At 60.8% G+C, this 25,510-nt stretch carries 19 protein-coding genes and 1 riboswitch; of the genes, 10 read left to right on the forward strand and 9 right to left on the reverse strand.

From position 1 onward, the window contains the following. Positions 1-139 precede the first annotated feature (139 nt). On the forward strand, positions 140-529 hold the full coding sequence (locus tag ACZ5DH_RS12290) for a cupin domain-containing protein (protein ID WP_464254545.1): 390 nt from the start codon (positions 140-142) through the stop codon (positions 527-529). On the opposite strand, the gene ACZ5DH_RS12295 is transcribed toward ACZ5DH_RS12290, so the two are convergent. The 3 genes from ACZ5DH_RS12295 to mutL form a co-directional block, all read right to left on the reverse strand. Further along, positions 513-1,271 (reverse strand): helix-turn-helix transcriptional regulator, encoded by a 759-nt coding sequence (locus ACZ5DH_RS12295; RefSeq protein WP_464254546.1) that lies wholly within the window; start codon positions 1,269-1,271, stop codon positions 513-515. The two genes, ACZ5DH_RS12290 and ACZ5DH_RS12295, sit on opposite strands and share 17 nt — an antisense overlap. 675 nt (positions 1,272-1,946) lie before the next feature. Beyond that, the gene (locus ACZ5DH_RS12300) at positions 1,947-2,423 is read right to left on the reverse strand and encodes an EVE domain-containing protein (protein ID WP_464254547.1); all 477 of its coding nucleotides are present in this window, start codon (positions 2,421-2,423) and stop codon (positions 1,947-1,949) included. Between the two features lie 185 nt (positions 2,424-2,608). Continuing rightward, positions 2,609-4,747, reverse strand: a complete 2,139-nt coding sequence (gene mutL / locus ACZ5DH_RS12305; protein ID WP_464254548.1) for a DNA mismatch repair endonuclease MutL — start codon at positions 4,745-4,747, stop codon at positions 2,609-2,611. 192 nt (positions 4,748-4,939) lie between these two features. Here mutL and ACZ5DH_RS12310 point away from each other — a divergent pair, with 192 nt between their 5' ends. After that, complete coding sequence (locus ACZ5DH_RS12310) at positions 4,940-5,245, forward strand: hypothetical protein (RefSeq protein ID WP_464254549.1); 306 nt, start codon at positions 4,940-4,942, stop codon at positions 5,243-5,245. A gap of 546 nt (positions 5,246-5,791) precedes the next feature. On the opposite strand, the gene purE is transcribed toward ACZ5DH_RS12310, so the two are convergent. The 3 genes from purE to ACZ5DH_RS12325 form a co-directional block, all read right to left on the reverse strand. Beyond that, the gene (purE, locus tag ACZ5DH_RS12315) at positions 5,792-6,289 is read right to left on the reverse strand and encodes a 5-(carboxyamino)imidazole ribonucleotide mutase (RefSeq protein WP_464254550.1); all 498 of its coding nucleotides are present in this window, start codon (positions 6,287-6,289) and stop codon (positions 5,792-5,794) included. Between the two features lie 375 nt (positions 6,290-6,664). Beyond that, a complete protein-coding gene (purD, locus tag ACZ5DH_RS12320) occupies positions 6,665-7,951 on the reverse strand; it encodes a phosphoribosylamine--glycine ligase (protein WP_464254551.1) in 1,287 nt (428 codons plus the stop codon). A gap of 254 nt (positions 7,952-8,205) precedes the next feature. After that, complete coding sequence (locus ACZ5DH_RS12325) at positions 8,206-9,888, reverse strand: FG-GAP-like repeat-containing protein (RefSeq protein WP_464254552.1); 1,683 nt, start codon at positions 9,886-9,888, stop codon at positions 8,206-8,208. A 405-nt stretch (positions 9,889-10,293) separates the two neighbouring features. Between ACZ5DH_RS12325 and ACZ5DH_RS12330 the strand changes: the two genes are divergently transcribed. Further along, positions 10,294-11,727, forward strand: coding sequence for an RsmB/NOP family class I SAM-dependent RNA methyltransferase (locus ACZ5DH_RS12330; protein ID WP_464254553.1), 1,434 nt, complete (start codon positions 10,294-10,296; stop codon positions 11,725-11,727). Positions 11,728-11,944: 217 nt separating this feature from the next. Here ACZ5DH_RS12330 and hypF read toward each other — a convergent pair whose 3' ends face one another. Then, positions 11,945-14,545: a carbamoyltransferase HypF gene (gene hypF / locus ACZ5DH_RS12335; protein WP_464254554.1), complete on the reverse strand. Its 2,601-nt coding sequence runs from the start codon at positions 14,543-14,545 to the stop codon at positions 11,945-11,947. Between the two features lie 192 nt (positions 14,546-14,737). Between hypF and ACZ5DH_RS12340 the strand changes: the two genes are divergently transcribed. The 5 genes from ACZ5DH_RS12340 (at position 14,738) to ACZ5DH_RS12360 (ending at position 19,779) form a co-directional block, all read left to right on the forward strand. Further along, on the forward strand, positions 14,738-15,307 hold the full coding sequence (locus ACZ5DH_RS12340; RefSeq protein ID WP_464254555.1) for a helix-turn-helix domain-containing protein: 570 nt from the start codon (positions 14,738-14,740) through the stop codon (positions 15,305-15,307). A 57-nt stretch (positions 15,308-15,364) separates the two neighbouring features. Then, positions 15,365-17,050 carry an AMP-binding protein gene (locus tag ACZ5DH_RS12345; RefSeq protein ID WP_464254556.1) on the forward strand — a complete coding sequence of 562 codons (1,686 nt, stop codon included), beginning with the start codon at positions 15,365-15,367 and terminating at the stop codon, positions 17,048-17,050. A 57-nt stretch (positions 17,051-17,107) separates the two neighbouring features. Next, positions 17,108-18,247: a signal peptide peptidase SppA gene (gene sppA / locus ACZ5DH_RS12350; protein ID WP_464254557.1), complete on the forward strand. Its 1,140-nt coding sequence runs from the start codon at positions 17,108-17,110 to the stop codon at positions 18,245-18,247. A gap of 453 nt (positions 18,248-18,700) precedes the next feature. Next, positions 18,701-19,183: a hypothetical protein gene (locus ACZ5DH_RS12355; protein WP_464254558.1), complete on the forward strand. Its 483-nt coding sequence runs from the start codon at positions 18,701-18,703 to the stop codon at positions 19,181-19,183. Positions 19,184-19,293: 110 nt separating this feature from the next. Beyond that, positions 19,294-19,779, forward strand: a complete 486-nt coding sequence (locus ACZ5DH_RS12360; RefSeq protein ID WP_464254559.1) for a hypothetical protein — start codon at positions 19,294-19,296, stop codon at positions 19,777-19,779. 350 nt (positions 19,780-20,129) lie between these two features. Here ACZ5DH_RS12360 and ACZ5DH_RS12365 read toward each other — a convergent pair whose 3' ends face one another. After that, positions 20,130-21,047: a GGDEF domain-containing protein gene (locus tag ACZ5DH_RS12365; protein ID WP_464254560.1), complete on the reverse strand. Its 918-nt coding sequence runs from the start codon at positions 21,045-21,047 to the stop codon at positions 20,130-20,132. Positions 21,048-21,262: 215 nt separating this feature from the next. Then, positions 21,263-22,975, reverse strand: coding sequence for a 30S ribosomal protein S1 (locus tag ACZ5DH_RS12370; RefSeq protein WP_464254561.1), 1,713 nt, complete (start codon positions 22,973-22,975; stop codon positions 21,263-21,265). Between the two features lie 176 nt (positions 22,976-23,151). Then, positions 23,152-23,365, forward strand: a riboswitch (cobalamin riboswitch). A 34-nt stretch (positions 23,366-23,399) separates the two neighbouring features. Between ACZ5DH_RS12370 and ACZ5DH_RS12375 the strand changes: the two genes are divergently transcribed. Beyond that, positions 23,400-24,320: a sirohydrochlorin cobaltochelatase gene (locus tag ACZ5DH_RS12375; protein ID WP_464254562.1), complete on the forward strand. Its 921-nt coding sequence runs from the start codon at positions 23,400-23,402 to the stop codon at positions 24,318-24,320. Between the two features lie 332 nt (positions 24,321-24,652). Continuing rightward, complete coding sequence (locus ACZ5DH_RS12380; RefSeq protein ID WP_464254563.1) at positions 24,653-25,429, forward strand: helix-turn-helix transcriptional regulator; 777 nt, start codon at positions 24,653-24,655, stop codon at positions 25,427-25,429. Positions 25,430-25,510: the final 81 nt, after the last annotated feature.

The raw sequence follows: 25,510 nt of genomic DNA on the forward strand, positions 1-25,510 counted from the left end.
CTTTCGAGTACCGGCTGGCAAAGCATTTTTGCTGGCGAGAATTTCCGCTTTTTTATGAAAAAAGCAATTTTTTACAATAGGCTTATGCGCTGACTGCCTATTGTGCCTCCATAACGTTTATCGCAAGGAGGCATACGCTATGGAAAAGAATTTATTTCATAAGTTTGAAACAGGAATGCTGGCTGAATCCGGGAAGCAAATGGATATAGGGCTTTGCCCCTGGAACGAGCACAAAGATTTTGCCGGAGTATCCTTAAAAAACATTGTGACACCGGCACAAACTGCCGGCTTGTTCACGTGTCATCTTGTGCGCATCAAACCCAATCATAAAATCGGAATGCATACGCATCCAAACAGCATCGAACTGCACGAGATTATCAAGGGAAGCGGCACCTGCCAGACAGAGACCGGTGAAATTCATTATACCCCTGGCGTTATGGCTATTATTCCCAGGGATGAGCAACACGAAGTCAGAGCGGGAGAAGAGGGACTCTACCTTTTTGCCAAATTCATCACAGTTTCAGCCTGAAGCTGGCCTGCTTGAATTGCCCGGGAGTCATACCGTGATGGTACTTGAAGACCTTATGCATGTGGCTCTGGTCGGAAAAACCGGCGGATGCGGCAGCGGCAGCGCTTTCCGCATCCGCCCGCAGCATGCTGCGCAGCAGGCGCAAGCGGCAAAGAAGCCGAAACGCATGCGGCGTCATGCTGGTAAACTTTTGAAAGGCGCGCAAGAAATGCCACTGGCTGTACCCGGCGTATTCGGCCATTTGTTTGATGGAAACAAACTTATCAGGATATTCCAGCAGGATAGAAACCACAACCCGCACAGACCGGTAAAGAAGGGAATCACATTCCTCCAAAAAATTTATGTGATTATTTTCGGCGGAGAACAGGTTCTCCAGGCAGGTATCCAATTGTCGCATGAGTGAACCACCCTGCTCCTGAAGGAAAGGAGAGTGGCATACAACATCCCGAAAAATCGCATTTTTTGATAGAAATGCACTCCTGTTTTCAAAACAAAAAACAAACAGTGAGCTTTCCGGGGCCACAACCAGACTATGCGGCTCATACGGCCGTATAAAGAACTGTTCGCCGCCGCTCAGCTTTTTGGGACCGGCCTCTGTCGTTACCGTTACGGTTCCAGAACTCACGGCACCGACCGTCCAGTGCTGCGTATGCATATGCCAAGGATAGCTACGCGGCTCGCCACTGGTAAGGACAAGTTCTATATTGGCTGAATCTGTGTAGTAATACGCGATGCCGTTCATGAAAAATTGATACCTCTATTCGAGGTTTCCAACAATGGAAACAACATCGGCGGTATGATAGAATTTTAGCAGATTAGGTAAATAGTTCGCCCAAGTTGCCGCGCACGGCGAGGCATCAGCATGACACAGGCGTTTGATGCCTTTTGCACGGTGTCTTATTGACTGCATGAAACATCAGGAACCGCGCTCATTGTTGGAGAAAGCACCTGTGGCGAAAAACCTGACTCACGCAGAGCATTACCCACGCAGCTCAAAGACCATCCCCAAAGTTCAAACCTTTCGGCACAATGTACCTTTCCCCAGCAACGAAACGCGGTTTCTGAGACTTCCTACAGCCAATGAAACGCCCTCCTCCAATCTCTCATTCAGCGTGAAGGCGCACGCTGGCATTGCGCGGTGCGCAGGGAGATCGCCGAGCGAAGCGAGGAAGCTCCCGAAGCAAAAGCCGCGCAGCCCTCGCGGAATGGCGAAGAATGGAAAGCCCCAGCGGGGTCGTCCGGGGGGAGTGCAGAGGGGGCCTCGGAGGGGCGGCAGCCCCTAACAGGCCCCCTCTGCCGCCCGCCGCGCAGGCGGCCCAAACCAAATAAATAAAAAACCGTCGTGCCCGCAGGGCACAGAAACCGCCTCTCAAAGGACAGGCCCGGCCTTATCTCTCTCGGAGCATCCGCCCCCCCCCTACGCCCCCAGCGGATCCCCCATCCTGCAAACAATCTCAAATTCTTCTTTGCTCACGGGCATAACCGAAAGCCTGGAGCCCTTGCGAAGCAACTCCATCCCCGCCAGGGCGGGATCCACGCGCATGGCCTTGAGCGGCACGGCATTGGCAAATTTTTTGACAAAGCGCACATCCACCGCATACCAGAGCGGCCTTTCGGGCGTTGATTTGGGATCAAAATGCTCGTCTTCCGGCTCCCAGGCGGTGGGGTCCGGGTAGCCGGCCCTGACCACGCGGGCCACGCCCACGGCCGAAGGGTCCGTCACGCTGTGGTAAAAAATGACCATGTCGCCCACTGACATCTGATCCCGCAGGAAGTTGCGCGCCTGATAGTTGCGCACGCCGCTCCAGCAGGTAGTCTGTTCAGGCTCGGCCTCAAGATCGTCGATGGAATAGCACCCCGGCTCGGATTTCAGAAGCCAATATTTCTTTTCCATAAGAACTCTCCAGACTACAGGCTTCACGAGAAGCCGGTTTGGCGAATACAGGCAGCGTTTGGCGTCGATGCTTCTGTGCCGATGGTTTCAAGGCATCCTTCACGCCAAAAGCCAACGATTCTTCAAGTCAGGGCATATTCCCCTAGGCGTAAGCACTCTCAAAGGATACGCCCCCACGCGCCACGTCACGATTGCCGCCGCTTGAACAGTTTTTCCAGCTCCATGGCGTCCCAGCGCAGGATGCAGGGGCGGCCGTGCGGGCAATACTCCCTGGCATCGGTGGCCAGCCACTGTCGCAGCAGCCCGGCGGCCTCGTCGTCGGTGAGTCGCTGCCCGGCCTTGATGGCAGCCTTGCAGGACATGGATATGAACATGTCCGCCAGGTCGTCCTTGCGGCCCGCCAGCGCTTCACGCAGAAAATCCCTGGCCTCGGCGCGCGAAAGGACGGGGGGCATGCCCCTGACCTCAAGCCCTCTGGCCGAGGTCTCCAGCACAAAACCAAGGGATTCCAGCGTGGGGCGCAAGTCAAAAAGCCGTTCGCGCTCTGCCGGGTGCAGGGGCATTTCCAGCGGCAAGGCCAGCAACTGACCTGACCCCGCAAAAGCGCCCCGGCGCATGCGGGCATAGAGTATGCGCTCGTGGGCGGCGTGCTGGTCCAGCAAAAGCAGGGCTCCGGCCCTGTCGCGCAGCACAAGATAGGTGTCGGCCACCTGCCCCAGATACTCCACATTTTCCACGCGCAGGGGCTGGCGATCCCGCACGCTTTCGCCCTCGGGATACGACGCGGCCGCGTAGGCAGCGGCATCCGGTCCAAGGTTTCTGGCATCGGGAGCCGCGTCATAAGCCGCGCTGTCTTCAGCCATGCTCCCGGCGGCGTCCATAGCTTCGGCGCGCACAAAAACCCCGGCGTCACCGGGTTGTTCCCCGGCTTGCGCCTGACCATGAGCCCCTGCGCCGAAAGATAGTACCCCGTGTTCCGGGTCTGTGGGCGGTTGTGACCCATGCGCCTGCTCCCCGACCGGATTGTGGCCGTAGTGGCTGGCAGGCCCGTCCACCTGACCGAAGCCGCAGGACGGGTTCTGGGCATATGCGGCGGCTGGCGCGGCCGAAGACATGGCCGCAGGCGCGGCGCCCTGCCATTGCCCCGCATCCGCAAAATCGTCCCGCTCCGGGCGCTCCACAAGGGGCGGATTGTCGAGCCGCCCCCAGAAGCCCAACGGACGCGGACCAGCGCCTGTGGATTCCGGAGCCGCATGAGCAGCGCCCCCCGTGGCGGACGCGCCCGCGTCATGCCAGGCGGCATCGGCCACGTCAAAGGACGTGACAAGCGCTGCCTGAACAGCGTGCAACACAGAGGAAAAAACCGCGGACTCGTCCCTGAAGCGCACCTCGCTCTTGGCCGGGTGCACGTTCACGTCCACCTCCGCCGGGTCCATCTCCACAAAAAGCACGATCTGCGGATAGTCGCGGCTGGTCATGCGCCCCTTGTAGGCTTCGCGCACGGCGGCCAGCAGGCGCTTGTCCGTGACGGAGCGCCCGTTGACATACAGCAGGATGCGGTCGCCGCGCGGCTGGCTCACATTGGGCAGGGCCGCCAGCCCGTGTGCCCGTATGCCGTGCCTCTGGCCGTCAAAGGGGCGCAGGGCGTCCACCACAAGCCGTGGCCAGAGTATGGCGAGCCGCCCGGCAAGCGTCTGCCCCGGCAAAAAACGCAGGGCCTCGCGCTCGCCCGAATGCAGGCTGAAGCCCACCTCGGGCCGGGTGAGCGCCAGACGGGCCAGCCAGTCCTGGGCGCGCTTGAACTCCGTGGAGGGGGTCTTTAAAAATTTAAGGCGGGCTGGTATATTGGAAAAAAGATCGCGCACCTCCACCAGAGTGCCCCTGTGCAGGGCCGCCGGGCCGGAACTTTTGAGCAGGCCGTGCTCCACTTCCACCCGGTGCGCCGTCACATTCCCGTCCTCCCCGGCATGGGCGGAGGTGATGGAAAAACGCGACACCGAGGCAATGCTCGGCAGGGCCTCGCCACGAAACCCGTAAGACAGGATGCGCTCCAGGTCTTCAAGGCAGGCAATCTTGCTGGTGGCGTGACGGGTAACGGCCAGTTCAAGGTCTTCAGCGGGGATGCCGCAACCGTCATCCTGCACGCTGATGCGGCTTTGGCCGCCGTTTTCAAGGCAAACATCTATCTGGCCAGCCTGGGCATCCAGGCTGTTTTCCACCAGTTCCTTTAACACGCTGGCGGGCCGTTCAACCACTTCGCCAGCGGCGATCTGGTTGCGCAGCTCAGGCGGCAGCAGACGTATATGACGTTTATTTTCAGACATGGTTCCACTCTAATCGGCCGTTTGGCGCATGGCAAGCTGCAGCGCCACGCGAGAAAAAACAGGGCCCGGGTGCGACACGGGGCTTGCCTTGCAGCCAGAGGTGCTTATTTATGGAAGGTAAGGCTCAAAGGGCGCGCCGCAATCGCGACCATACGCGCGGCCAAAGTGCACCGGGGCCTGCGGGAGGGAATAATGCATAACAATACGCTCAAGGCCATTGCCGAACCACTGCGCGGCCCGCTTGTTGGCAAGGGCTATGACCCTGAACTCCTCTATGTGGAATGCGGACGTTGTGGTTCACCGGTTATGTGGGAGCAGGGCAAGGCCACACATATTCTCGGCGTTGCGGGCATTGATCCGCTGGAACTGGACGCGTCCTGCCTGCTGGTGACGGACGCCTGCCCCACTTGCGGCGGCACAGGACACTACACCGTCCAGATTTTCCGCGTCAGCGGCGATGCGCAGACGCGCCGTCCGCCCTTTTTCGGCAATGCATAGAAAATGCGTAGACAAAGGGCAGGATTTACCCCACCTGCCCTGAAGCGAGGTCGCCGGTTCATGTGCCCGGCGACCTTTTTATTTTTCACCGCCATTTTTGCTGTTTTTTTTTCACCGGACCTCGTGCCGTCGCATGAAGCTCCCCAACATCGGTCTCGTCAGCGCAGGCGGCTCTGAATCTTATGCTTTTCCGATAAAACAGCCACTTACGTTCTAAGCGCCGGGCCAAACCGGTCTAACGCTCCGGCAGACCATCCCGCCTGCCCGCGCGCTTATCCGCGCGCCCGCATTCACGGCAGGGCCTCCCATGCCCGCCGCCAGAGCCGTGCGCCTTGAGCCTTCCTCCCGCGACAACACCATTTGGAGCGCGTACCCTTTTTCAAAGGGTACGCGCTCCAAATGGCAATAAAAGTTTTAGGGGGTGGGGGCGTGGGGGAGGGACCCTTTTGCAAAAGGGTCCCTCCCCCACAAAGCATTTCAACGTAACATCGCTTTGCTTTCAGCGGCGAGGACCCACTTGGCGGGCATGCCCGGCGACGCTACGGCTCAGGCGTATTTGCGGGTGATTTCTTCCCCGGCCTTTTCCACGTCTGCGCGCATTTTCACGCGGGCAGCGTTGATCCTGTCGGCAAGAGCCGGATCAGCCAGGGCCAGAATCTGGGCGGCAAGCCAGGCGGCGTTGCGCGCTCCGGCCTTGTCCAGAGCCACGGTGGCCACGGGGAATCCCGGGGGCATCTGCACCGTGGCGAGCAGGGCGTCCATGCCGCCGAGGGCCACGCTGGAAACGGGAATGCCTATGACCGGGCGCGTGGTGCGCGCGGCCACAGCCCCGGCCAGATGCGCCGCCATGCCCGCCGCGCAGATAAATACCTGCGCGCCTGCGGCTTCGTGCTCGCTCACCAGCTTTTCCGTACGTTCGGGGGTGCGGTGGGCGGAACTGACCGTGATGACACAGCTTATGCCCAGACTTTTCAGCACTTCAACACAGGGGCTAACCTTGTCTTCATCAGACTGCGATCCCATCAATATGACCACTTGCGCCATGTCGTATCCTCTGAATCCGGCCTGGGCCGGGGGTAATCCAGAGCGCTTTCACCACGAAGGCGCTCCGGAGCGGATTAACTTTGAAATGCGTCACATTTCAATTTGCCATTCTGCCGAAAAATGCGATTTTCGGCAGAATACACGCCACATTGCGGCGCGTCGCACTTGCGTGCGGCGTTGGAGCATGAACCTTTTCAAGGGTAAAATGCCCTATATGGATGTGTCTGGCGGCTGCGCGAGAGACGCCCGCCGCGAAGGCCTGCCGCGGTTTATTACGCTATCACGCGCCGCTCCGGGGCGTGCCGTCAACGTGGGAATGTACATGCGCAACGCGGACGCGCTCCGGAGTTGCTGCAAACCGGCTCCTGCGGCACCCTACTTGCCTTTCAGCCGGTTGATGCCCTTCTGCCCTATATCCTTACGGTAAAAGCCGCCATCCATGCGAATTTTTTCAACACCCGCGTAGGCGGCCCTTTGCGCGTCCTCAAGGTCATCACCCAGCGCCGTCACGCAAAGCACTCGGCCGCCGTTGGACACCAGCGCGCCGTCCTTGATGGTTGTGCCGCTGTGAAAAACCTTTACGCCGGGCAGCGCGTCCGCTTCACCGATGCCGGTAATGGGCACTCCCCTGGTGTACGCGCCGGGGTAGCCTTCTGCAGTCATGACCACGCCCAAGGCCGTCTTGGCGCTCTGGCCAATGCTGGTGGGATCAAGCTTGCCCGCGACGCAGTCCAGCATGATACGGGGCAGATCGCCCTCAAGCCGCATGAGCATGGGCTGGCATTCCGGGTCGCCGAAGCGCACGTTGTACTCCAGCACCTTGGGGCCGTCGGCGGTCATCATCAACCCGGCATACAGCACGCCCACAAAGGGGTGGCCGTCCCTGGCAAGCTCGCGCAGGATGGGCCGCACGGTGAGGTCGGCCATTTCCTCCAGCTTGCTGTCGGGCAGGACAGGCGCGGGACTGTACGCGCCCATGCCTCCGGTATTGGGGCCTTCGTCATTGTCGAAAACACGCTTGTGGTCCTGGGCCGAGGGCAGCGGCACGGCGCGTTCGCCATCGCACAGGCACAGGAAGGAGGCTTCCTCACCCACAAGGCATTCCTCCAGCACCACGAGATCGCCTGCGGAGCCAAAGGCCCTGGCACTCATGATGTCATCGATGGCCTGTAGTGCCTCCTGAGAGTCGGCCGCCATGATGACGCCCTTGCCAGCGGCCAGGCCGTCAGCTTTGACCACCAGCGGGGCTCCAACCTTGGCCACATGATTTTTGGCCATTTCCACATCGCTGAACACGGCGCAGTGCGCCGTGGGCACATGGGCCCTGGCCATGATTTCCTTGGCAAAGGCCTTGCTGCCTTCGAGCTTTGCGCCGTAACTGTCGGGACCGAAACAGGCTATGCCCGCTTCGCGCATGTGGTCGGTAATGCCCAGGGTCAGAGGAAGTTCTGGGCCGGGCACAACAAGATCGATATTCTCCCTGCGCGCCAGGGCTACCAGCCCGTCCAGGTCGTCAACAGAAACAGGCACATTGACCGCGCCCTCCCTGCTGGTTCCCCCATTGCCGGGCGCGGCGAAGACCGCCTTGACGCCGGGACTTTGCATGAATTTCCAGACCAGGGCGTGTTCCCGCCCACCGGAGCCAATCACCAGGATGCGCATGCCGTCTCCTTGCCGTGTACGGATAAAAAAGCAAAGCCCCGAAAAGGGGGCTTTGCCGGGGGCGGACAGCCCGCTCGTTTTGCGGCGGGCTGTCCGCCCCCGACGTTATCTAGAGCTTTAACACTCGAAATGCGTCACATTTCAATTTGTCATTCTGCCGAACGATGCGATTTTCGGCAGAATCCGCGCCACGCTCTAGCGCCGCACGGGAGTGCGGCGTTAGAGCATCGAACTTTTTTCAACGTTTAAATGCTCTAATTGGGGCTCACTTCAAAGTCGCTCATATCAGCCGGCACGTTGGGATTCGTGGCCGAAACGTCCAGCGGGTAGGCCGTGATCATGCACTGGCGGCTGCCCACGCCGAGATCCGGCGAGGTATTCAGCCCCACCACAAGATCAAGGGTGCCGTTATTGGTGACGTCAGCGAGATCCACAGCAGCCACAGAACCACGGATGCGGCGCGTCTTCCACTTGAGGCCGAGGCCCACGCCGTCCCAGTACAGGGCATGAATTTCGCCCTGCGGGAAGTAGCGGTAGCGGTCGAATATCTGCGAAGCCGTGGATATGGGCTTGTTGATCAGCAGGGTGTATTCGCCGGTATGGCCGATGTCGGCAGCGATAAGATTCATGGGCGCATAGTACTTGCTGGGCAGTTGGTAGTTCTTGTCAACGCCGAGGCCGGGCATGCCCTTGTAGTGGTCCATGCCGGTGGCCGAGCCGGAGAAGCGCTCCATGGTGGTATGGACGAGCGTATTGCCATTGCCCTGGAAGACCTTGAGGCGCTCGTCGTCGGTCAGCATGATGAGCTGCTCGCCCTTGCCGTTCTTGCCGCCGGGCAACCATGTCACGTTGAAGACAGTGGCCCCAGTGGGCAGGTCAAGCCGGGAACCGAAGGAGTACTTACCGCTGGTCTTCACCATGGTGTAGACGCCGGGGGCAAAAAGCTTGAGCGAATCCCAGCTCTGGCCCACGAGGGTGGGCGCAAAGGTGGGCGGCACACGCAGCACGCTCGCGAAGTAGGGGATGCGCTCCGCCACCTGGGTGAACTTGTTGCCCTTGAAGCTGAAGAAATAGGTGTACGGGCGGTTGCTCTCGTTTTCAAAGGTGGCGACCACAATATCCATGGCGCCGTCGCGGTTGAGGTCGATGGCCCGCATGGAGAAGTTCTGGTTGGAACGCGAAACAAGGGTTTCACCCAGCAGCTTGAGCTGGCTTGCGCCGTCCCAGGAATAGATGCGCAGATGGTTATCGCTCATCACGCAGATTTCGTTCTTGCCGTCGCCGTTGAAGTCGCCCACCAGCATGCCCACCATGGCGTAGGGCAGACGCTGGCTGCGCAGACGGGAGCCGTCGCCGGAACCGGCGCCCTGATAACGGAATTGCGGGTTCAGGTACACCTGCTGCTGCCCCGTTTCATTGGCGATGATGTCGCCTCCGGGAGCCACCGCGCCACGGGGGCCGGAGGCCGCCGTGCTGCCGGGGGCGCGAACGCCGGCTATGCCGAACACTTCCTGGCCCAGGGCGGCGCTCAGGTTCTGCACAGCGCCAGTCAGGCCGCTCACGGAACTCTGGGCGGTCTTGCTCCAGGTTTTTCCGGCTTTGTCCACGCTGTTGACTTCAATGGTGCAGTCATTGCCCACCACATTGACCGCCCCCCACACGGTGTAGTCCGCGCCGGAGGACTGCATGACCTTGCTGGCTTCCGCCTGCGAAGATGCCTTGCCCTGCACAGGGCGCACATCAAGCACGCCGGGCCGGTTCAGACGGCCCTGAATGGTGGCCGGAACGGCCTTGGAAAGATAGGCGTAGCTTTGCGGCGCGTTCACCGTGAAGGGCAGCACCACGGCACTCTTGGCTGCAGCCTGCGCCGTCGGGGTCAACCCGGCGGCGAGCAGCGCGAGGCAGACCGCAAAAGTCAGTCGCATGGCAAATTTCATTCCGTTCTCCTTGGGTATCTTGCCAGATTCCCGGTAAAGTAAAGGAAGCTCCGATCAGGGCGGCTTTTACGTACGGCGTGCAAGACCGTTTCTGGGCGTAGCGCGTCGCAAAAATCGGTGCAGGGCTGCCATACGGCCATATCAACGGCTGTAGTGACGCCTGAAGCTCAAAAAAAAACCGATGATCAGGTTTCCTGGGGCCGTGCCAGCCGTAACTATCCGGCAGCAGTCAGGCCCACGGGGCTCACCCGCGCCGGGCGCGGATGGCGTGGCGCCGCATGGATGCCACACGGGCGCACTATACCCGCAGTTGGCGCGGCGCGCAACATCTTGGAAATGCCGTAAACGCGGATTTTCCGGCAAAAAGCTCTTGCGGCCCTGACCGCCTGCCCATACTATGCCGCCATGTCCAAGCCAGCCGCCCGTTCATTCCGTATTGTTTGTGAAGATAGGCATACCACAGCCGTGGAGGCCCTTTTGCGCGCTCAGGGGTACGAATTCGAGCCCGAGCCTTTTTCCCCCCTGTGCCACCGCCTGCTGGCCGAACCACGCCCCCTGGGCAGTTCGCTGGCGGCCTTTTTTGGCTATATTTACATTCAGGACCGCTCATCCATGCTGCCGCCCGTGGCCCTGGCCCCGGCTGTGGGAGCCTCGGTGCTGGACATGTGCGCGAGCCCCGGCAGCAAAACGGGCTTTCTGGCGCAGCTTGTGGGGCGCACAGGCTTTGTGCTGGGCAACGAACCCTCGCCGACGCGCCTGGGCACGCTACGCGCCAACCTGCACCAGTGCAACCTGATCCAGGCGGGCACCTGCTCCTACAGCGGCGATGCCCTGCCCCTGCGCCCCGGTTCGTGGAACACCATTTTGCTTGACCCGCCCTGCTCCGGCTGGGGCACGGCCGAAAAGCATCCACAGGTGCTCAAACTCTGGCAGGGGGACAAGCTGGACAGCCTCACCAGCCTGCAACAGCGCCTGCTGCGTCATGCCGCGCGCCTGCTGGCTCCCGGCGGGAGCCTCGTCTACTCGACCTGCACGACCAATGTGGCTGAAAACGAAGATCAGGTACGCTTTGCCGAAGAGGAACTGGGCCTTGTGCGCGATCATCTTGCGCCCATTCCCGGTTTTGTCTGGGAAGAGCTGCCCGGCGGCGAAGGCACCCTGCGGGTGGATGGCGCACGCTCCCAGGCCCAGGGATTTTATGTGGCCCGTCTGCGCAAGTCCGGCGCCATGCCGGCCTGTGGAGCAGACAGCACCCCGGACTGCGGAGCAGCCAACACACAGGGCAAAGGGGCGGACAGCGAGCCGTACGGCGCGCCAGCCGCCGCATCCGGCAGTACGGACGGATTTTCCCCAAGGTCTGTATCGGACTCCGAATTTTCCGGTTCCTCGCGCTTTGGGCGCAAAAAACCCGCCCGCGCGTCCCGCCCTTCGGGGCAGGCGTTGGGGCAGGTCCTGCCCCCGGACTGCCTTGCCGGGCCCACGTGCGATCCGGCCCTGCTGCCCCCTGGCCAGGCCGTGCTGTATGGCGAACACGTGCGCTTCATTCCGGCTCAGGCCGCGGCCCTTCTGCCGCAGAACTGCATCTGGCAGGGGGCGCTGCTGGGCAAGCTTTGCGGCGGCAGGCTGGACGCGGCCTCGCGCCTGCGAGCCCTGATGCCCGAAAAACCCGACGCCAGCACAAGTCTTGTTCTGGAAGACATTGGCGACATCAGCGCCTTGCTCAGCGGCCAGAGCCGCCAGACGGGACTTCAGGGACGCGAGGCCGCACTGTGGTGGCGCGACCTGCCCCTGGGGCGCGTGGCCCTCAAACAGGGACGGGCTGTGGCCGGCTTCAGGTAGTCGGATGCAGGCGGCAACCCAACCGCACCGGGCCTTGAACAGACAGACTTTAGATAATGTGACGCCAAGAAGATGCTGCCTCCCCCCTGCTTCAGAGCAGAGACCTCATTGTACCCTGTTAAGTTATAATAAAGGTTTTAGGGGGAGGGGGTGTGGGGGAGGAGACCCTTTTGCAAAAGGGTCCCTCCCCCACAAAGCACTCCCACGCGGCATTGCTTCAGCAGGCCGTACTGCGCGCGGCGGCCAGCATTCTTCTGCCCCACACGGCCTGCCCCAGGGACAGGCCGCCGTCGCCGGGCGGCAGCTCATGGTGGGTGAGCGTCTTCAGCCCCATGTGGCTCAGGGCCTGAGGCAGCAGCCGCGCCATAATGGCGTTCTGCATGACGCCGCCGCTCAGGCCCACGGTCGTGATGCCAAGCGATCTGGCGGCCCTGCCCGCCATGCCCGCCAGAGCCTCCGCCAGACTGAGATGAAAACGCCCTGCCGCCTCGGCCACGGGCATGCCGTCCGCAAGGCCCCGCGCGACCCTGCCAAAAAGTCCGGCGCTGTCCAGCTCCAGAAGGCCGTCGCGCTCGGTCACGCCCACGGGCCAGATCATGCCCGGAAGTTTACGCATGTCCGCCATGGGCGTGCGACCGGCCAGCACGGCCCCCAGCGAGCCTTGCGCCCGGTTGGCCGCGTCCTCCAGCCGTATGGCAGCCTGCCCCTCGTAGGTGGTGGTCATGCACAGGCCGGCCTGCGCCGCCACGGCGTCAAACAGCCGCCCGCAACTGGAAGTGGCGGGACAGTTGATGCCACGCGCCAGCATTTCCCCCACGGCGCGGGATGCCGAGGCATGCTCAGGCAACCAGGGCGCGCCAGCCAGCGCGCCTGCCGCATCCGGATGGCGGTATTCCGCAGCCTGACCTTTCATGCCCTGGGTTATGAGGCCCTGGGCTATGCGCCACGGTTCGCGCACGGCGGCGTCCCCTCCCGGCAGGGCGAAGGGGGAGAGCCGCCCCAGCCGCCGCCATTCCGGCCTGCCCAGATCCATAACAAGCAGTTCGCCGCCCCAGACCGTGCCGTCGTCGCCAAGTCCCGTACCGTCCAGACACAAGGCCAGAGCCGGACTGAAACAGGCGTTCTCGGCCAAAACAGCGGCGGCGTGGGCCGCGTGATGCTGCAAACGCCACAGGGGCAGACCCTCGCGCGCGGCGCGGGCTTCGGCATAGCGCGTGGAAAGAAAGTCGGGGTGCAGGTCGCAGACAAGGGCCTGGGGGCGAACCTCCAGCAGATTTTCCAGATGCGTGACCACCTCTTCGTAAAAAGCCATAACCGACGGGTTTTCCAGATCGCCCACATGCTGGCCCACAAAGGCCTCATGGCCGCGCGTGAGGCAGACCGTGGCCTTGAGTTCGGCTCCTGCGCCAAGAACGCAGGCAGGCGCGGGGCTGTCAGCCTCCGCCGGATCCGCCGTACCTGCCGTAGCCTCCGTATCTGGCGTATTCCCGCTGTCAGCAAGAAACACGGGGCGCGGCACATAGCCCCGCGCGCGACGGTAAAAAAGCGGCTCGCCCCTGTCTGGCCGCGCCGAGCCGGGAAGGGCGGCAGCCATTGCCGGGCCTGCCTGCGGTTGCAAAGTGATGACACTGTCGTCAACGCGCACCAGGATGTCCCTGTCGTGCAGCAGCCAGGCGTCCGCAAGGTGCGGCAGGCGCTCAAGCGCCTCCCTGTTGCCCAGACAGATGGGCTCGCCCCCGGCATTGGCCGAGGTCATGACCAGAACTGGCGGCTGCGGCGCGCGGGCGGCCAGCCAGTCAAAAAGCACGCTGTGCAGGGGGGTGTTGGGCAACATGAATCCCACCTGCCGCGTATCCGGGGCCACCTGCGACGGCAGTGCGGGCGGTTCGCCCTCCTGGCGGCGCGGGCAGAGCACAATGGGCTTTTCCGGGCTTACGAGCAGAGCCTCATGCTCCGGCGTGAGATCACAAAGGGAGCGGACGGTCGCAAGATCGCCAGCCATGAGCGCCAGCGGCTTGTGCGGACGGTTTTTACGCTGCCGCAGCAGGGCCACGGCCCGGGCGTTGCGGGCATCACAGGCAAGCTGAAAGCCGCCGAGCCCCTTGATGGCCAGAATGCCCCCTTCCAGCAGCACCTGGCCCGAGCGCTCCAGAGCCAGGCGCGCCAGAGTTTCCTTGTCCTGCGCGCAGCACTGCTGCGGACGGGTACCCCCTGCCGCCGCTTCTTCTTTGTCCACAAACCAGAGCATTGGTCCGCAAACCGGGCAGGCCACGGGCTGGGCGTGGAAACGCCTGTCCGCCGGATCAGCGTATTCCGCCGAGCAGCGCGGGCACAGGGGAAAGCAGCTCATGGACGTGACGGCCCTGTCGTAAGGAATGGAGCGGGTGATGGTATAGCGCGGGCCGCAATTGGTGCAGTTGGTGAAAGGATAGTTGTAACGCGGATTTTGCGGATCAGCCATGTCCGCCAGGCAGTCGGCGCACACGCCCACATCCGGGCTGACCAGCACGCTGTGCCCGGCATGACCGCTGCTCTGCACAATGGCAAAGGCGTCCTCCTGCTGCACAGTTGGCAGGTCTTCCTCTTTCAGTCCGGTGAGACGGGCCAGAGGGGGAAGCTCAGCCTGCAGGCGCTGGCCGAAGCGGCGCACCTCTTTCTCCGCGCCCTGCACTTCCATACGTACGCCTTCCGAGGTGTTGCCCACGGTTCCCGTGAGGCCGCCCTCATGCGCGAGCCTGTAGACAAAGGGGCGAAAGCCCACGCCCTGTACCTGCCCGGAGGCCACAAAAGCCCGCCGTACTGTGAGTTTTTCGTTCATGCGACACAGTAGCGCACAAGCCCCGCTCTGTCAGCAGGGATGCCCGGCAGCAGCAGTGATGCCAAGGCTTGCGGGGGAGCCAGGTTTTAGCTAGGTTGAGGCCCATATTGACCTTCCAATCACCTCAGAAAAACCCGCCCGGAAAGCCAGCGCACCAACGCATCCAGGCCGGGTCACAGTCAGGAGCCCGCCATGCCCTCTGCCCGCACCATTGGTTCCCGCATACGGTCATTCCGTGAAGAACGCGAAGTTGACCTTGAAACACTGGCCCGGGATACCGGTCTTGACCAGAATTATCTACAAAAGCTGGAGAGCGACGCCATCTACCCCAGCATCGGCCCCTTGCAAAAGGTGGCCCGCGCCCTTGGCGTGCGCCTGGGAACTTTTTTGGACGACCAGTTTACCCACGACCCCATCATCGCCTGTATCAGCAACGACTGTGAAGGCGAAGAAGCCCTGCACACCGGCCGCATCCCCCGCCCGAGCTACACCTATCAGCCTTTGGGCAAGGGCAAGAACGACCGCAACATGGAGCCGTTCCACATCCGTATTTTCCCCGACGCCGGTGAACGCAAAACCAGTTCGCATCAGGGTGAAGAATTCATATTTGTACTCAAGGGCACGCTGCTTGTGGTCTACGGACGCGAAAACTACGTGCTCAAACCCGGCGAAACGATCTACTACAATTCCATCGTGCCCCACTTTGTGGGCGCGGCGGGTGACGAGCCGGTGGAAATTCTGGCCGTGACCTACAACTCGTAGGACCAACTGAAACATTTCCGCCCGACCAATTGCCGCACGCGTGCCACAGGAGACATTATGGAAGAAAAAGTTCGCCAGCGTCAGGCCCAGTTTGAATTACGCGAATGGACACTGGGGCAGATTCTTGACCACACCATAAGCCGCTTCCCCGACAATGAGGCGCTTGTGTATGCCGACCGCGACTTTCGTCAGACCTGGCGGGAGTTTGGCGAGGTTGTTGACCGTTTTGCCAAGGGACTCATGGCCCTTGGCGTGCAAAAGGGCGAAAAAGTGGCCGTATGGGCCACCAACGTGCCCTACTGGGTCGCCCTGCAATTTGCCACTGCCAAGATCGGCGCCATACTCATTACGGTAAACACCAACTACCGCGAACATGAGCTGCGCTACCTGCTCACCCATTCGGAATGCGAAAATCTCTTTCTTATCGACAGCGTGCGCGACCACGATTATCTGGACACCCTGTACCGCATCGCGCCCGAACTGCGCGTGCAGGCCCGCCGCTCGTTCGTGTGCAAAAGCCTGCCCCATCTCAAGCGCGTCTGCTTTCTGGGGATGGAGAAACACCGGGGCATGTACTCCGTGCCCGAAATCCTTTCCCTGTCCGTCATGGTGGATGACGAGGAATACCAGGCCCGGCAGGCTACGCTGCACCCCTGGGACGTCATCAACATGCAGTACACGTCCGGCACAACGGGCTTTCCGCGCGGGGTCATGCTCACCCATGTGGGCGTGGGGCTCAACGGCTACTGGATAGGCCGCCACCAGAACTTCGGCCCCAATGACCGCGTATGCCTGCCCGTGCCGCTCTTTCACTGCTTCGGCTGTGTGCTCGGCGTGTCGGCCTGCGTCAATCACGGGGCCACCATGGTCATCCTTGAGTCGTTCAACCAGCTCAAGGTGCTGGCCGCCGTTGACGCCGAGCGTTGCACCGCCCTCTACGGCGTGCCTACAATGTTTCTGGCCGAGCTGGAGCACAAGCTCTTTCACCGCTTTGACATGTCCAGCCTGCGCACAGGCATCATGGCGGGGTCAATCTGCCCCGAACCCCTCATGCGCCGCGTCATCGGTGACATGAACATGAAGGAGATCACCATCTGTTACGGCCTGACCGAAGGCTCGCCGGTCATGACGCAGTCCGACATGCACGACAGCCTGGAGCAGCGTTGCGAAACCGTGGGTTGCGCCATGCCGGGCATCGAGGTGCGCGTGGCAGATCCCGAAACCTGTGAGGAACTGCCGCGCGGCCAGGTTGGAGAAATCCTTTGCCGGGGCTACAATGTCATGAAGGGCTACTACAATATGCCCGAAGATACGGCCAAGGCCATCAGTCCCGATGGCTGGCTGCACTCCGGCGACCTGGGCGTGATGGACGAAGAGGGCTATTTGCGCATCACAGGGCGCATCAAGGACATGATCATCCGTGGCGGCGAAAACGTGTACCCCCGCGAGGTGGAAGAATACCTGTTGTCCATGCCAGGCGTTCTGGACGTGCAGGTGGTCGCCGTGCCCAGCTTCAAGTATGGTGAAGAAGTGGCGGCCTTCATCATCCCCCGTCCCGGCGTCGAGATACAGCCCGAGGACGTGCGCGCGTTCTGCCGGGGCAAGATCGCCTGGTTCAAGATTCCAAAGTATGTTGCTATGATTTCCGGCTTTCCCCTTACGGCCAGCGGCAAGATACAAAAATACAGACTGCGTGAGCAGGCGGCCGAACTGTGGCCCGAAGCCATGCAGCCAAAAATGTAGGCGCTTTGCGCCCGCAATTGCGAAAGAGCCCAGGCCCGTTCCGCAGAGGATTACAACGTGAGTGATAAAGAATTTTCCTATGACGAGCCCCTGTCCATGATAGGGACTCCAAGCCCTTCCACCAATGGCGGCAACGGCGCGGCTGCCGCTGCGCAGACCGCCCCGCAACCTGTGCAGCAGCCTGTCCAGCAGGCCACCCCGCAGCCCGTCCAGACGGGCTGCGCAACCGCCTGCCCCCTGGCCCAGATCCCGGCGGAGGTATGGAAAACCCTGTTGCGCCGCCCCTTCCGCAAAAGGCGTCCCATTTTGTTCTGGGGCGGCATCATGCTGGTTCTGGCCCTGCTTGGCGGCCTTATCGTCAAGGCAAGCGATGATGGAACTTCCTTCACGGGCGGCGGCCGCATCGCCCTTGTCTCGGTGAACGGCCCCATACTTTCCGCTGAACCCACGCTCGAATGGCTGCGCAAGATGGCGCAGAATCCTTCCGTCAAGGGCATTCTCGTGCGTGTGGATTCGCCCGGCGGCGGCGCGGCGGCCTCGCAGGAAATCTATGACGCCCTGAAAGAGGTGGCGCAAAAAATGCCCGTGGCCGTCAGCATGGGCTCCATGGCTGCGTCCGGCGGGCTCATGGTCAGCATGGCCGGGCAGCGCGTGTTCGCCAACCCCTCGACAGTGACGGGCTCCATCGGCGTGCGCATGGACGTGCCCCAGCTCCAGGGCCTTATGGACAAGGTGGGCGTGGGGCAGGAAACCCTTGTGGTCGGCGCGTACAAAGACGCCGCCTCATACATGCGGCCCATGACGCCCGAACAGCGCGCCTATTTTCAGGGAGTGCTCAACGACATGTACAGTCAGTTTGTGGACATTGTGGCCCAGGGCCGCAAAATGCCGCGCGAGCAGGTCGTCAAGCTGGCCAACGGCAAGGTCTATACCGGACAGGAAGCGCTCAGGCTCGGTCTTGTGGACGAAATGGGCGGCCGCGAGCAGGCGCAGCGCTGGCTGGCGCAAAAGGCGGGCGTGCCCGTTGACCGCAAACTGCTGACCCGCCCCAAGGAAGGCAACTGGCTGGGACGTGGGCTCACGGCCATGCTCGGCCTGGATGCGGACTCCATCGGCGGGCTCGCGGCCCTTGTGGGCCTGCACAGCAGCGGCGGCCAGACCGACCCGCGCAGCCCGGCCTTTTTATACCAGTTTTAAGGAAACGCTGATTTATTCCGTTTGGCGGCGTTGCCTCACTTTTTTTTGAAACAGTCGAGGACGGAAGAGTCCACTCCTGCTTCAAAAAAAGATCGCGCCTTGCCAAACGAAACAACTGCGCGTTTCCAAGAGGCTCTTTAGAGCAATTTAAAAGTTAAATTGCTCTAATCAGCGTTTCCTTAACTGCGCGTTTATCAAGGCGGGGCAACAGGCCCACCATGGCGGACACAAGTCCGTCATGGGCCGTGCCCGCCCGCATTGCGCACACCTTGCGCGTATCTGTGCATAGCCGCGCATACGTCGGGCATATTGAGGCATGCTTGGGCGGGCACGCCGCGCGCTGCCTCAACGCAAGCGTCTGCGCCCGCAGCGGGCAGAGCAGTTCCGGCGGATCGACACGCTAACACCCACCACGCATTCCCAAACACCTTGGGCATACCCGGAGAACACATTATGCCGCACCAGCGTTTCCTGACCTTTTTGCTGCTGGCTCTGAGCCTGGCTTTTGCCGCGGCCCCAGCCCATGCAAAACCCTACGACCTTGCCTTTGTGACCATAGACATTCCCGACTCGTGCCACTTCATGACGCGGGACGGCGCGCTCTTTGTGCTTGACGATGAAGACCATTTTTTCACCATTAACGTAACCGACCGCGCCAGGGACGTTTCCTTGAAGGAATACGCCGAAAACCTGTCCCGCAGCATCAAGGGCGGGCCCGTGAGCCAGGTGGGCGAAGACGGCTATGGCTTTACGGTAAAAATCGCCATGGTGCCCTTTGATGTGCTTGTCATGGCTGATGAAGCGCACGTGGTGGAGCTGTTCACCGACCTGAACAAGGCGGAATGGCCCGAAGACATCAGCAGCGCCTACGCTTCAGTAAAAAGCAAGACGCCCGAACTGGCCCCCCTGCTGCATAAAATTCTTACTGTAAGATAGCGTATAACACACTATATTTACTAAATTTTCTCCGCCATATTTTTTTATGGACAAATACCGGACAGCGTGACAAAGCTTGCCCAGCAATGCCCGTTTTTCAGGAGGACGAAATGCTGAAAAAGTTTCTCATGTTCCCCGTCTGCTGTCTGGTTCTTCTGGCCCTGGCCCTGCCTTCTCAGGCCAAGGAAGTGAAGTTCGCCCATTTCAGCATAGATGTACCCGCCGGCTGCACCGCTCAGGAAAAAGACGGCGTCGTGACCGTAACGGCCTCGAAAGACTCTTTCTTTTCCATCGCCCTGTACACCAAGAGCGAGGCTGGCAACCTTTCCGACAAGGATTTTGCAGCCAAGCTTTCACGCCAGATGAAGGGCAGCGCGCCCGAACCTTCCGAGGACGGCGGCTGGACCTTCACCACCACCAGCAACGGCATGCTCATGAACGTGGATGTGGTGGCCGACCATGACTACCTCATAATGTTCATGAGCGACGCCAGCGACAAAGAATGGCCCGCCTCGCTGCAGACCGCCTATGACTCCATCACCGGAAATGACGACAAGATCGACACTGTTCTGAAAAAAATCCTGTTCCCCGAATAGCGCAGTTTCGCCTCAACACTGCTCTGGGACTACGCGAGCGGCCTCGCCCAGCTATGACGGCCAGAAGCTTCGTCGGTAGGCGAAGGCTGGCGAGACCGGGGCGCCACCAAGGGATTGCCGCGCGGGTGGCCTGCCCGCACGCAATGAAACGGCCACAGAGGATATACGAAACCCGCCCGGCTTCAGACAAAGCCGGGCGGGTTTTTATGGTCATAACATGCCGCATGAAGTGCGGTATCGCGCCATGGAGGGCCATGTGTCGTCATATACCCGTCGCAAACGGCCGCGTGCGCCCTTGGTGTGAAATTCTGCCGCCGCGGCCGCCGCTGCGCGTAAACTGCATCCGCGCCTTACCACAGAAGCGCTGCGCAAACCCGGTTACGACCAGCCTGCTTTGCCGCATACAGCGCCTTGTCCGCCTCGTGCAGCGTTTGCAGACCGTCCCCCCGGCCATTGTGCTCGCTACAGCCGAGGCTCACGCTCACGGGCTTGCCGTCCGGCCTGGACACCGTTGCGGCCACAGCGCCGCGTATTTTTTCCGCTATGGGCACGGCATTATTGAGGCCGCAGTTCGGCAGCAGTACCACAAATTCGTCCCCGCCATAACGGCAGAGGATGTCGCTGCTGCGCGCGCACTGGCGGATGGCCGCCCCCACCTCCCTGAGCACGCTGTCGCCCGCCAGATGCCCGAACGTATCGTTGATATCCTTGAATCTGTCCACGTCCAGCATGACACAGCAGAATGGCCGTTTTTCCACCCTGGCGAACCTGTCCAGCACGAGATCGAGATATTTTCTGGTCTGCAACTGGGTGAGCGAATCCTTCATGCTGCTTTCATCCGCCAGCCTGACCCTGTCGAGCATCGAGTTCAGCTGGCTGCGCAGCATGCCTATGGTATGGCTCTGCTCCGTGATGTCCACAATGACCCCAAGAAAGCCGCGCACGTTATTTTTGTCCGTAAAGCCGCCGCTCCAGTGCAGGCAGGTGTGCATCTTGCCGTCGGCGAACCTGTAACTGAAAATATAGTGCTTGAACGCCTGGGTCTCCAGGGTCGCCAGATCATCGGCCTGGTACATTTTTCGCTCTTCTTCCGGCAGGTAGGTCACCTCCAGCACGGACTTGCCCAAAACATCCTCTCGCTGCACGCCGAACATTTTTTCATAGGCCTTGTTCACAAAAACAAAACGCAGATTCTCGTCTTTGAGGAATATGGCGTTGGGTAGCATATCCAGCACCATGTTCATGTCGAACAGTGTAAAATTATCCATAACGTTGCATCCGGGCTGCGGCATGTTGCGTGACGACATCTTGTACGAGAACAGGCAGGCGGGCGCTGACAGCCGCACCCCCCAAAAACACGCCTCGGGCGCTTTCAGGCGCGGCGCACAACGGCAATGCCGCCTGCCACTGGCGTTTCGGTAACCGGATGATACAAAAAGGGCGCTTCCAGTGGAAGCGCCCTTGATACTGTTTGCCAAACGGACTAGCCGTTTTCGCTTTCTTCGAACTTCTGCTTGAGCAGGTCGCCCAGGCTCTGTCCGGATTCCTGCGGCCCGGAATGGAATTCCTTGGGCTTGCGGCGTTCTTCTTCGTCCTTGATCTGCTTGATGGACAGGCCAAGGCGGCGCTCTTCAGCGCTGACGTGGATGACCTTGGCCTGGATTTCCTGGCCTTCCTTGTAGATTTCGGCCGGGGTCTTGACCTTCTTGCTGGACAGCTCGGAAACATGCACCAGGCCTTCAATGCCTTCTTCCACTTCAACAAAGAGGCCGAAGTCGGTGATGTTGGTCACGGTTCCCTTGATGGTGCAGCCCACGGGGTAGGTGGTGGGCACGTGGCCCCAGGGATCGTCCACCAGCTGCTTGACGCCCAGGGTGAACTTTTCGCTTTCCTGATCAACGGTCAGCACCTTGGCCTGCACGGTGTCGCCGACCTTGTACATTTCGTTGGGATGGCGCACCTTCTTGGTCCAGGAAATGTCGGACACGTGGATGAGGCCGTCGATGCCGTCTTCAATGCCGATGAACATGCCGAATTCGGTGATGTTCTTGATGACGCCTTCAAGAATGGTGCCTTCGGGATAGCGCTCAGCCACCAGTTCCCAGGGATTGGGACGAACCTGCTTCATGCCGAGGCTGATGCGCTTCTTGTCGCCGTCAACGCCCAGGATGACCACTTCGACTTCGTCGCCGGTGTGGACCATCTGGGAAGGATGACGCAGCTTGCGGGTCCAGGACATTTCAGAAATGTGCACAAGACCTTCAACGCCGGCTTCCAGTTCCACAAAGGCGCCGTAGTCGACGAGGTTGGTGACCTTGCCGGTGCACTTGGCACCTTCGGGGAAGCGGGCGGAAATATCCTGCCACGGATCGGGCACGAGCTGCTTGAGGCCCAGGGAGACCTTGTTGTTGTCGCGGTCAAAGGAAAGCACCTTCAAGGTCAGCTCCTGACCGATGGTGATCATTTCCTTGGGATGACGGATGCGCTTCCAGCTCATATCGGTGATGTGCAGCAGGCCGTCGAGGCCGCCCAGGTCGACGAACACGCCGTATTCGGTGATGTTCTTGGCCTTGCCCTGCACAGTCTGGTTTTCTTCGAGGGTGCGCAGCAGATCCTGGCGCTTGGAATCGCGTTCTTCTTCAAGCAGCACGCGGCGCGAAACAATGACATTGCTGCGGCGGCGGTTGATCTTGAGCACGCGGAATTCGAACTCCTGGTTGACCAGGGCGTCCATGTCCGGCACGGGACGCAGATCCACATGAGAACCGGGCAAAAATGCCTCGACTCCGCCGATGTCCACGGTGTAGCCGCCCTTGATGCGGCGTACGATGTGGCCCGTGATGACCCTGTTGTTTTCCTGCACGTCTTCGAGCTGGTCGAAAACCTGCATGCGTTTGGCCTTTTCAAAAGAAAGGGTAATGGTGCCGTCGTTTTCGTTCTTGCGAACAACGTACACGTCCACCTTGTCGCCCACGGAAACGACCATGTTGCCGGCGGCATCGCGAAATTCAGCCGCGGGAATCTGCCCCTCGGACTTGAAGTTCACGTCCACCAGTACATTGTCTTCGTCCACGCGAACGATTTCGCCCTTGGTGATAGAGCCTTCTTCAAGGTCGCCAAAATCGGAAGTGAGGTAGTTTTCGAGAGCACTCTCGAAATTCATTTCGGTTTCGTGCCCGGTTTCCAAGCCTGCCATATGTCCAGCCTCCAAACATGATTTCCCTTTTTTAAAGAGAGGTCGCATATGTAGCAGAAATTTGCCGGAAGAACAAGGAAAAATACGCCCGAAACGGCCAAGAAAGCCGCGCTGCAGCCCCGGTGCGGACCCACATGTGGCGGCTGGCGCAACCTCCCGCCCTCCTTGACATTTGGCGCTCCCTGTTGTCCTGTGGTCTTTTGGCGGGGAATTTCGTGCAAGTCGAAAACAGTCGCGCTGCGGTAAGAGGGGACAAGGTTTCTTTTCGCCTGCTCAGGAAGGGCGGCGTTTGACAGCCAATCGCGCAAGCGGTGAAGGCGAAACCAAGGCGCTGGCCGTGCGGCCACACAGCCCTCAAGTCCGAACACCCGCCGGGGCCAAAGCCCTTTTGCGAACCTTTCAACGCGAAATTGAGGAGGTTGCCATGCCGCGCACCCTGTCACACGTCGGGCTTCGCCCGCTGCTTTTCGTCCTGCTGCTGCTCGCGGCGCTTGCCGTGCACGGCACAAGCTACGCCGCAGACGCCGCTGCCCCCAAGGAAGGCATCCTGCTGGTAGCTTTCGGCACCAGTGTTCCCGAAGCCCAGCCCGCCTTCAAGGCTGTGGATGCGGAATTCAAAAAAGCCTTTCCCGGCGCGCCTGTGGTCTGGGCCTACACATCGCAGATCATTCGCAAAAAGCTGGCCGAACAGGGGCATCCTGTGGGCGGCATCAGCGACGGCATGGCCCAGCTTGCCAAGGACGGCGTAAAGGTCGTGCGCGTGCAGTCCCTGCATGTTCTGGCCGGTGAAGAATTTACCGCCCTTGAAAGGGCCGTGCTGCTTGACGTGAGCAAGAACCCCGGCCGTTTTGAGGCCGTTTTTATGGGCCGCCCCATGCTTGAGTCCAAGCCTGACGCCCAGGAACTTCTGGCCGCCATTCTGGCCGACACCAAAAGCCAACGCGGCAAAAACACCGCCCTTGTGCTCATGGGCCACGGCCAGAGCCATGGCCGCGCAGACCTGGCCTTTGAAGGCGTGCGCGCTGTTTTCACGGCCACTGACAAAAACATCCACATGGCCACGGTGGAAGGCGCGCGCAGCTTTGAAGACCTGCTCAAGGAGCTCAAGGCCGCCAAGGTCAAGCACGTTGTGATCGCACCCCTCATGCTGGTGGCGGGCGACCATGCCCGCAACGACCTTGCAGGCGATGAGGACGACTCCTGGGCTACCCAGCTCAAAAAGGCCGGCATCAAGGTTGACACCCACCTCAAAGGCCTTGGCGAAACCCCCGGCGCTGCCGCCATCCTTGTGCGCCACGCCAAGGAAAGCGCCGACGACCTGACCAAGGAACCCAGAAAGCCGTAAACGCCGCCTGATAAAACGCCTTTTCCCGGACGGCACGATGGGCCGCACTGCCGCACCGATCAGGAAAAAGCTTTTGGCGCATATCACTCAAGAGCCACCCGCCGCACGGGTGGCTCTTGTTTTGCCCGCCGCCCTTTTTTCCGGGGCCTGCGGCAGTCCGCCCGAAAATTCCCCGGACACGCCGATGCATACTACGTATCACCGATTTTTATCGTTTTTTTGTGGAGTCGGGGGGTACACAATACTGTCTTTTTCATGTAGCCTGCATAAAATTCTATAGCAAAACACTGCTGTCGGACATGGTGGGCAGCTGTGATCCACGGGAGGCCCGCATGCCCAAGCAAAGTCGCAAGATCTCTCCACCGCGGCCCGCAGCCGCCCCCCGCCGCAGCGCCAGAAGCGCCCGCGTCTATTCGCCGGATGTGGAAAAAATCAACTGCCGCGTGGCGGAAGCCCAGGCCATCTTTGCCAACGCCAAACGCATGGCCGGTATGGTGGCCCGTACCCTGGGCCCTTTTTGCGAAGTGGCGGTACACGACTTCAACGACCTTGAGCACTCCATCATCCACATCGAAGGTTCCCTTACCGGGCGCAATGTGGGCGCTCCGGCCACCAATATGGTCACCAAGGCGTGGCGTCAGGGCGGCGACAATGTGCAGGACATCATAGCCTATGCCGCCACAACGCCTTCAGGACAGACGCTCAAATCGTCCATCAGTTTTTTGCGCACCAGTGCGGGTGAGGTTATAGGGGCTGTGTGCATACACTTTGACCTGACGGATCTGGAACGCTTTCAGGGCGTGCTGCACGCCTTGCTGCGCTTTGAAAACGCCCCGGGCAAGGAGATGAGCGAGGCTTTTCCCTCCTGCCTTGGCGAAACCAGCGACGCCATCATCGAGACGGCCATACGGCGGGCGGGCAAACACCCCGCCACCATGACGCGGGAAGAAAAACTCAACTTTGTGCGCATCATGGATGAAGAAGGGGCTTTTCTCATCAAGGGGATGGTGCAGTATCTGGCCAAGGCCATGCGCGTGTCCATTTACACCGTGTACAACTACATGCGGCAGGTCAAGGTCGACGCCAGCCGCGACACGTCGACAAACTGAAACATCGTGCCGTTGTCAGAGCATCGTCCCAATGGGTGAAGCCGCCCGCTCCGGCGCGCGACCGTGCAGGGGCGGAGACGT

It is taken from the genome of Desulfovibrio simplex (assembly GCF_055387835.1).

Coding starts and splice junctions, on each gene's coding strand:
- purE (WP_464254550.1), bottom strand. CDS start 6,289: ATGGCGCAAGTGGTCATATTGATGGGATCGCAGTCTGATGAAGACAAG.
- ACZ5DH_RS12345 (WP_464254556.1), top strand. CDS start 15,365: ATGGAAGAAAAAGTTCGCCAGCGTCAGGCCCAGTTTGAATTACGCGAA.
- ACZ5DH_RS12330 (WP_464254553.1), top strand. CDS start 10,294: ATGTCCAAGCCAGCCGCCCGTTCATTCCGTATTGTTTGTGAAGATAGG.
- ACZ5DH_RS12365 (WP_464254560.1), bottom strand. CDS start 21,047: ATGGATAATTTTACACTGTTCGACATGAACATGGTGCTGGATATGCTA.
- ACZ5DH_RS12290 (WP_464254545.1), top strand. CDS start 140: ATGGAAAAGAATTTATTTCATAAGTTTGAAACAGGAATGCTGGCTGAA.
- ACZ5DH_RS12310 (WP_464254549.1), top strand. CDS start 4,940: ATGCATAACAATACGCTCAAGGCCATTGCCGAACCACTGCGCGGCCCG.
- ACZ5DH_RS12370 (WP_464254561.1), bottom strand. CDS start 22,975: ATGGCAGGCTTGGAAACCGGGCACGAAACCGAAATGAATTTCGAGAGT.
- purD (WP_464254551.1), bottom strand. CDS start 7,951: ATGCGCATCCTGGTGATTGGCTCCGGTGGGCGGGAACACGCCCTGGTC.
- ACZ5DH_RS12380 (WP_464254563.1), top strand. CDS start 24,653: ATGCCCAAGCAAAGTCGCAAGATCTCTCCACCGCGGCCCGCAGCCGCC.
- ACZ5DH_RS12300 (WP_464254547.1), bottom strand. CDS start 2,423: ATGGAAAAGAAATATTGGCTTCTGAAATCCGAGCCGGGGTGCTATTCC.
- ACZ5DH_RS12375 (WP_464254562.1), top strand. CDS start 23,400: ATGCCGCGCACCCTGTCACACGTCGGGCTTCGCCCGCTGCTTTTCGTC.
- ACZ5DH_RS12295 (WP_464254546.1), bottom strand. CDS start 1,271: ATGAACGGCATCGCGTATTACTACACAGATTCAGCCAATATAGAACTT.
- hypF (WP_464254554.1), bottom strand. CDS start 14,545: ATGAACGAAAAACTCACAGTACGGCGGGCTTTTGTGGCCTCCGGGCAG.
- ACZ5DH_RS12355 (WP_464254558.1), top strand. CDS start 18,701: ATGCCGCACCAGCGTTTCCTGACCTTTTTGCTGCTGGCTCTGAGCCTG.
- ACZ5DH_RS12325 (WP_464254552.1), bottom strand. CDS start 9,888: ATGAAATTTGCCATGCGACTGACTTTTGCGGTCTGCCTCGCGCTGCTC.
- ACZ5DH_RS12360 (WP_464254559.1), top strand. CDS start 19,294: ATGCTGAAAAAGTTTCTCATGTTCCCCGTCTGCTGTCTGGTTCTTCTG.
- mutL (WP_464254548.1), bottom strand. CDS start 4,747: ATGTCTGAAAATAAACGTCATATACGTCTGCTGCCGCCTGAGCTGCGC.
- ACZ5DH_RS12340 (WP_464254555.1), top strand. CDS start 14,738: ATGCCCTCTGCCCGCACCATTGGTTCCCGCATACGGTCATTCCGTGAA.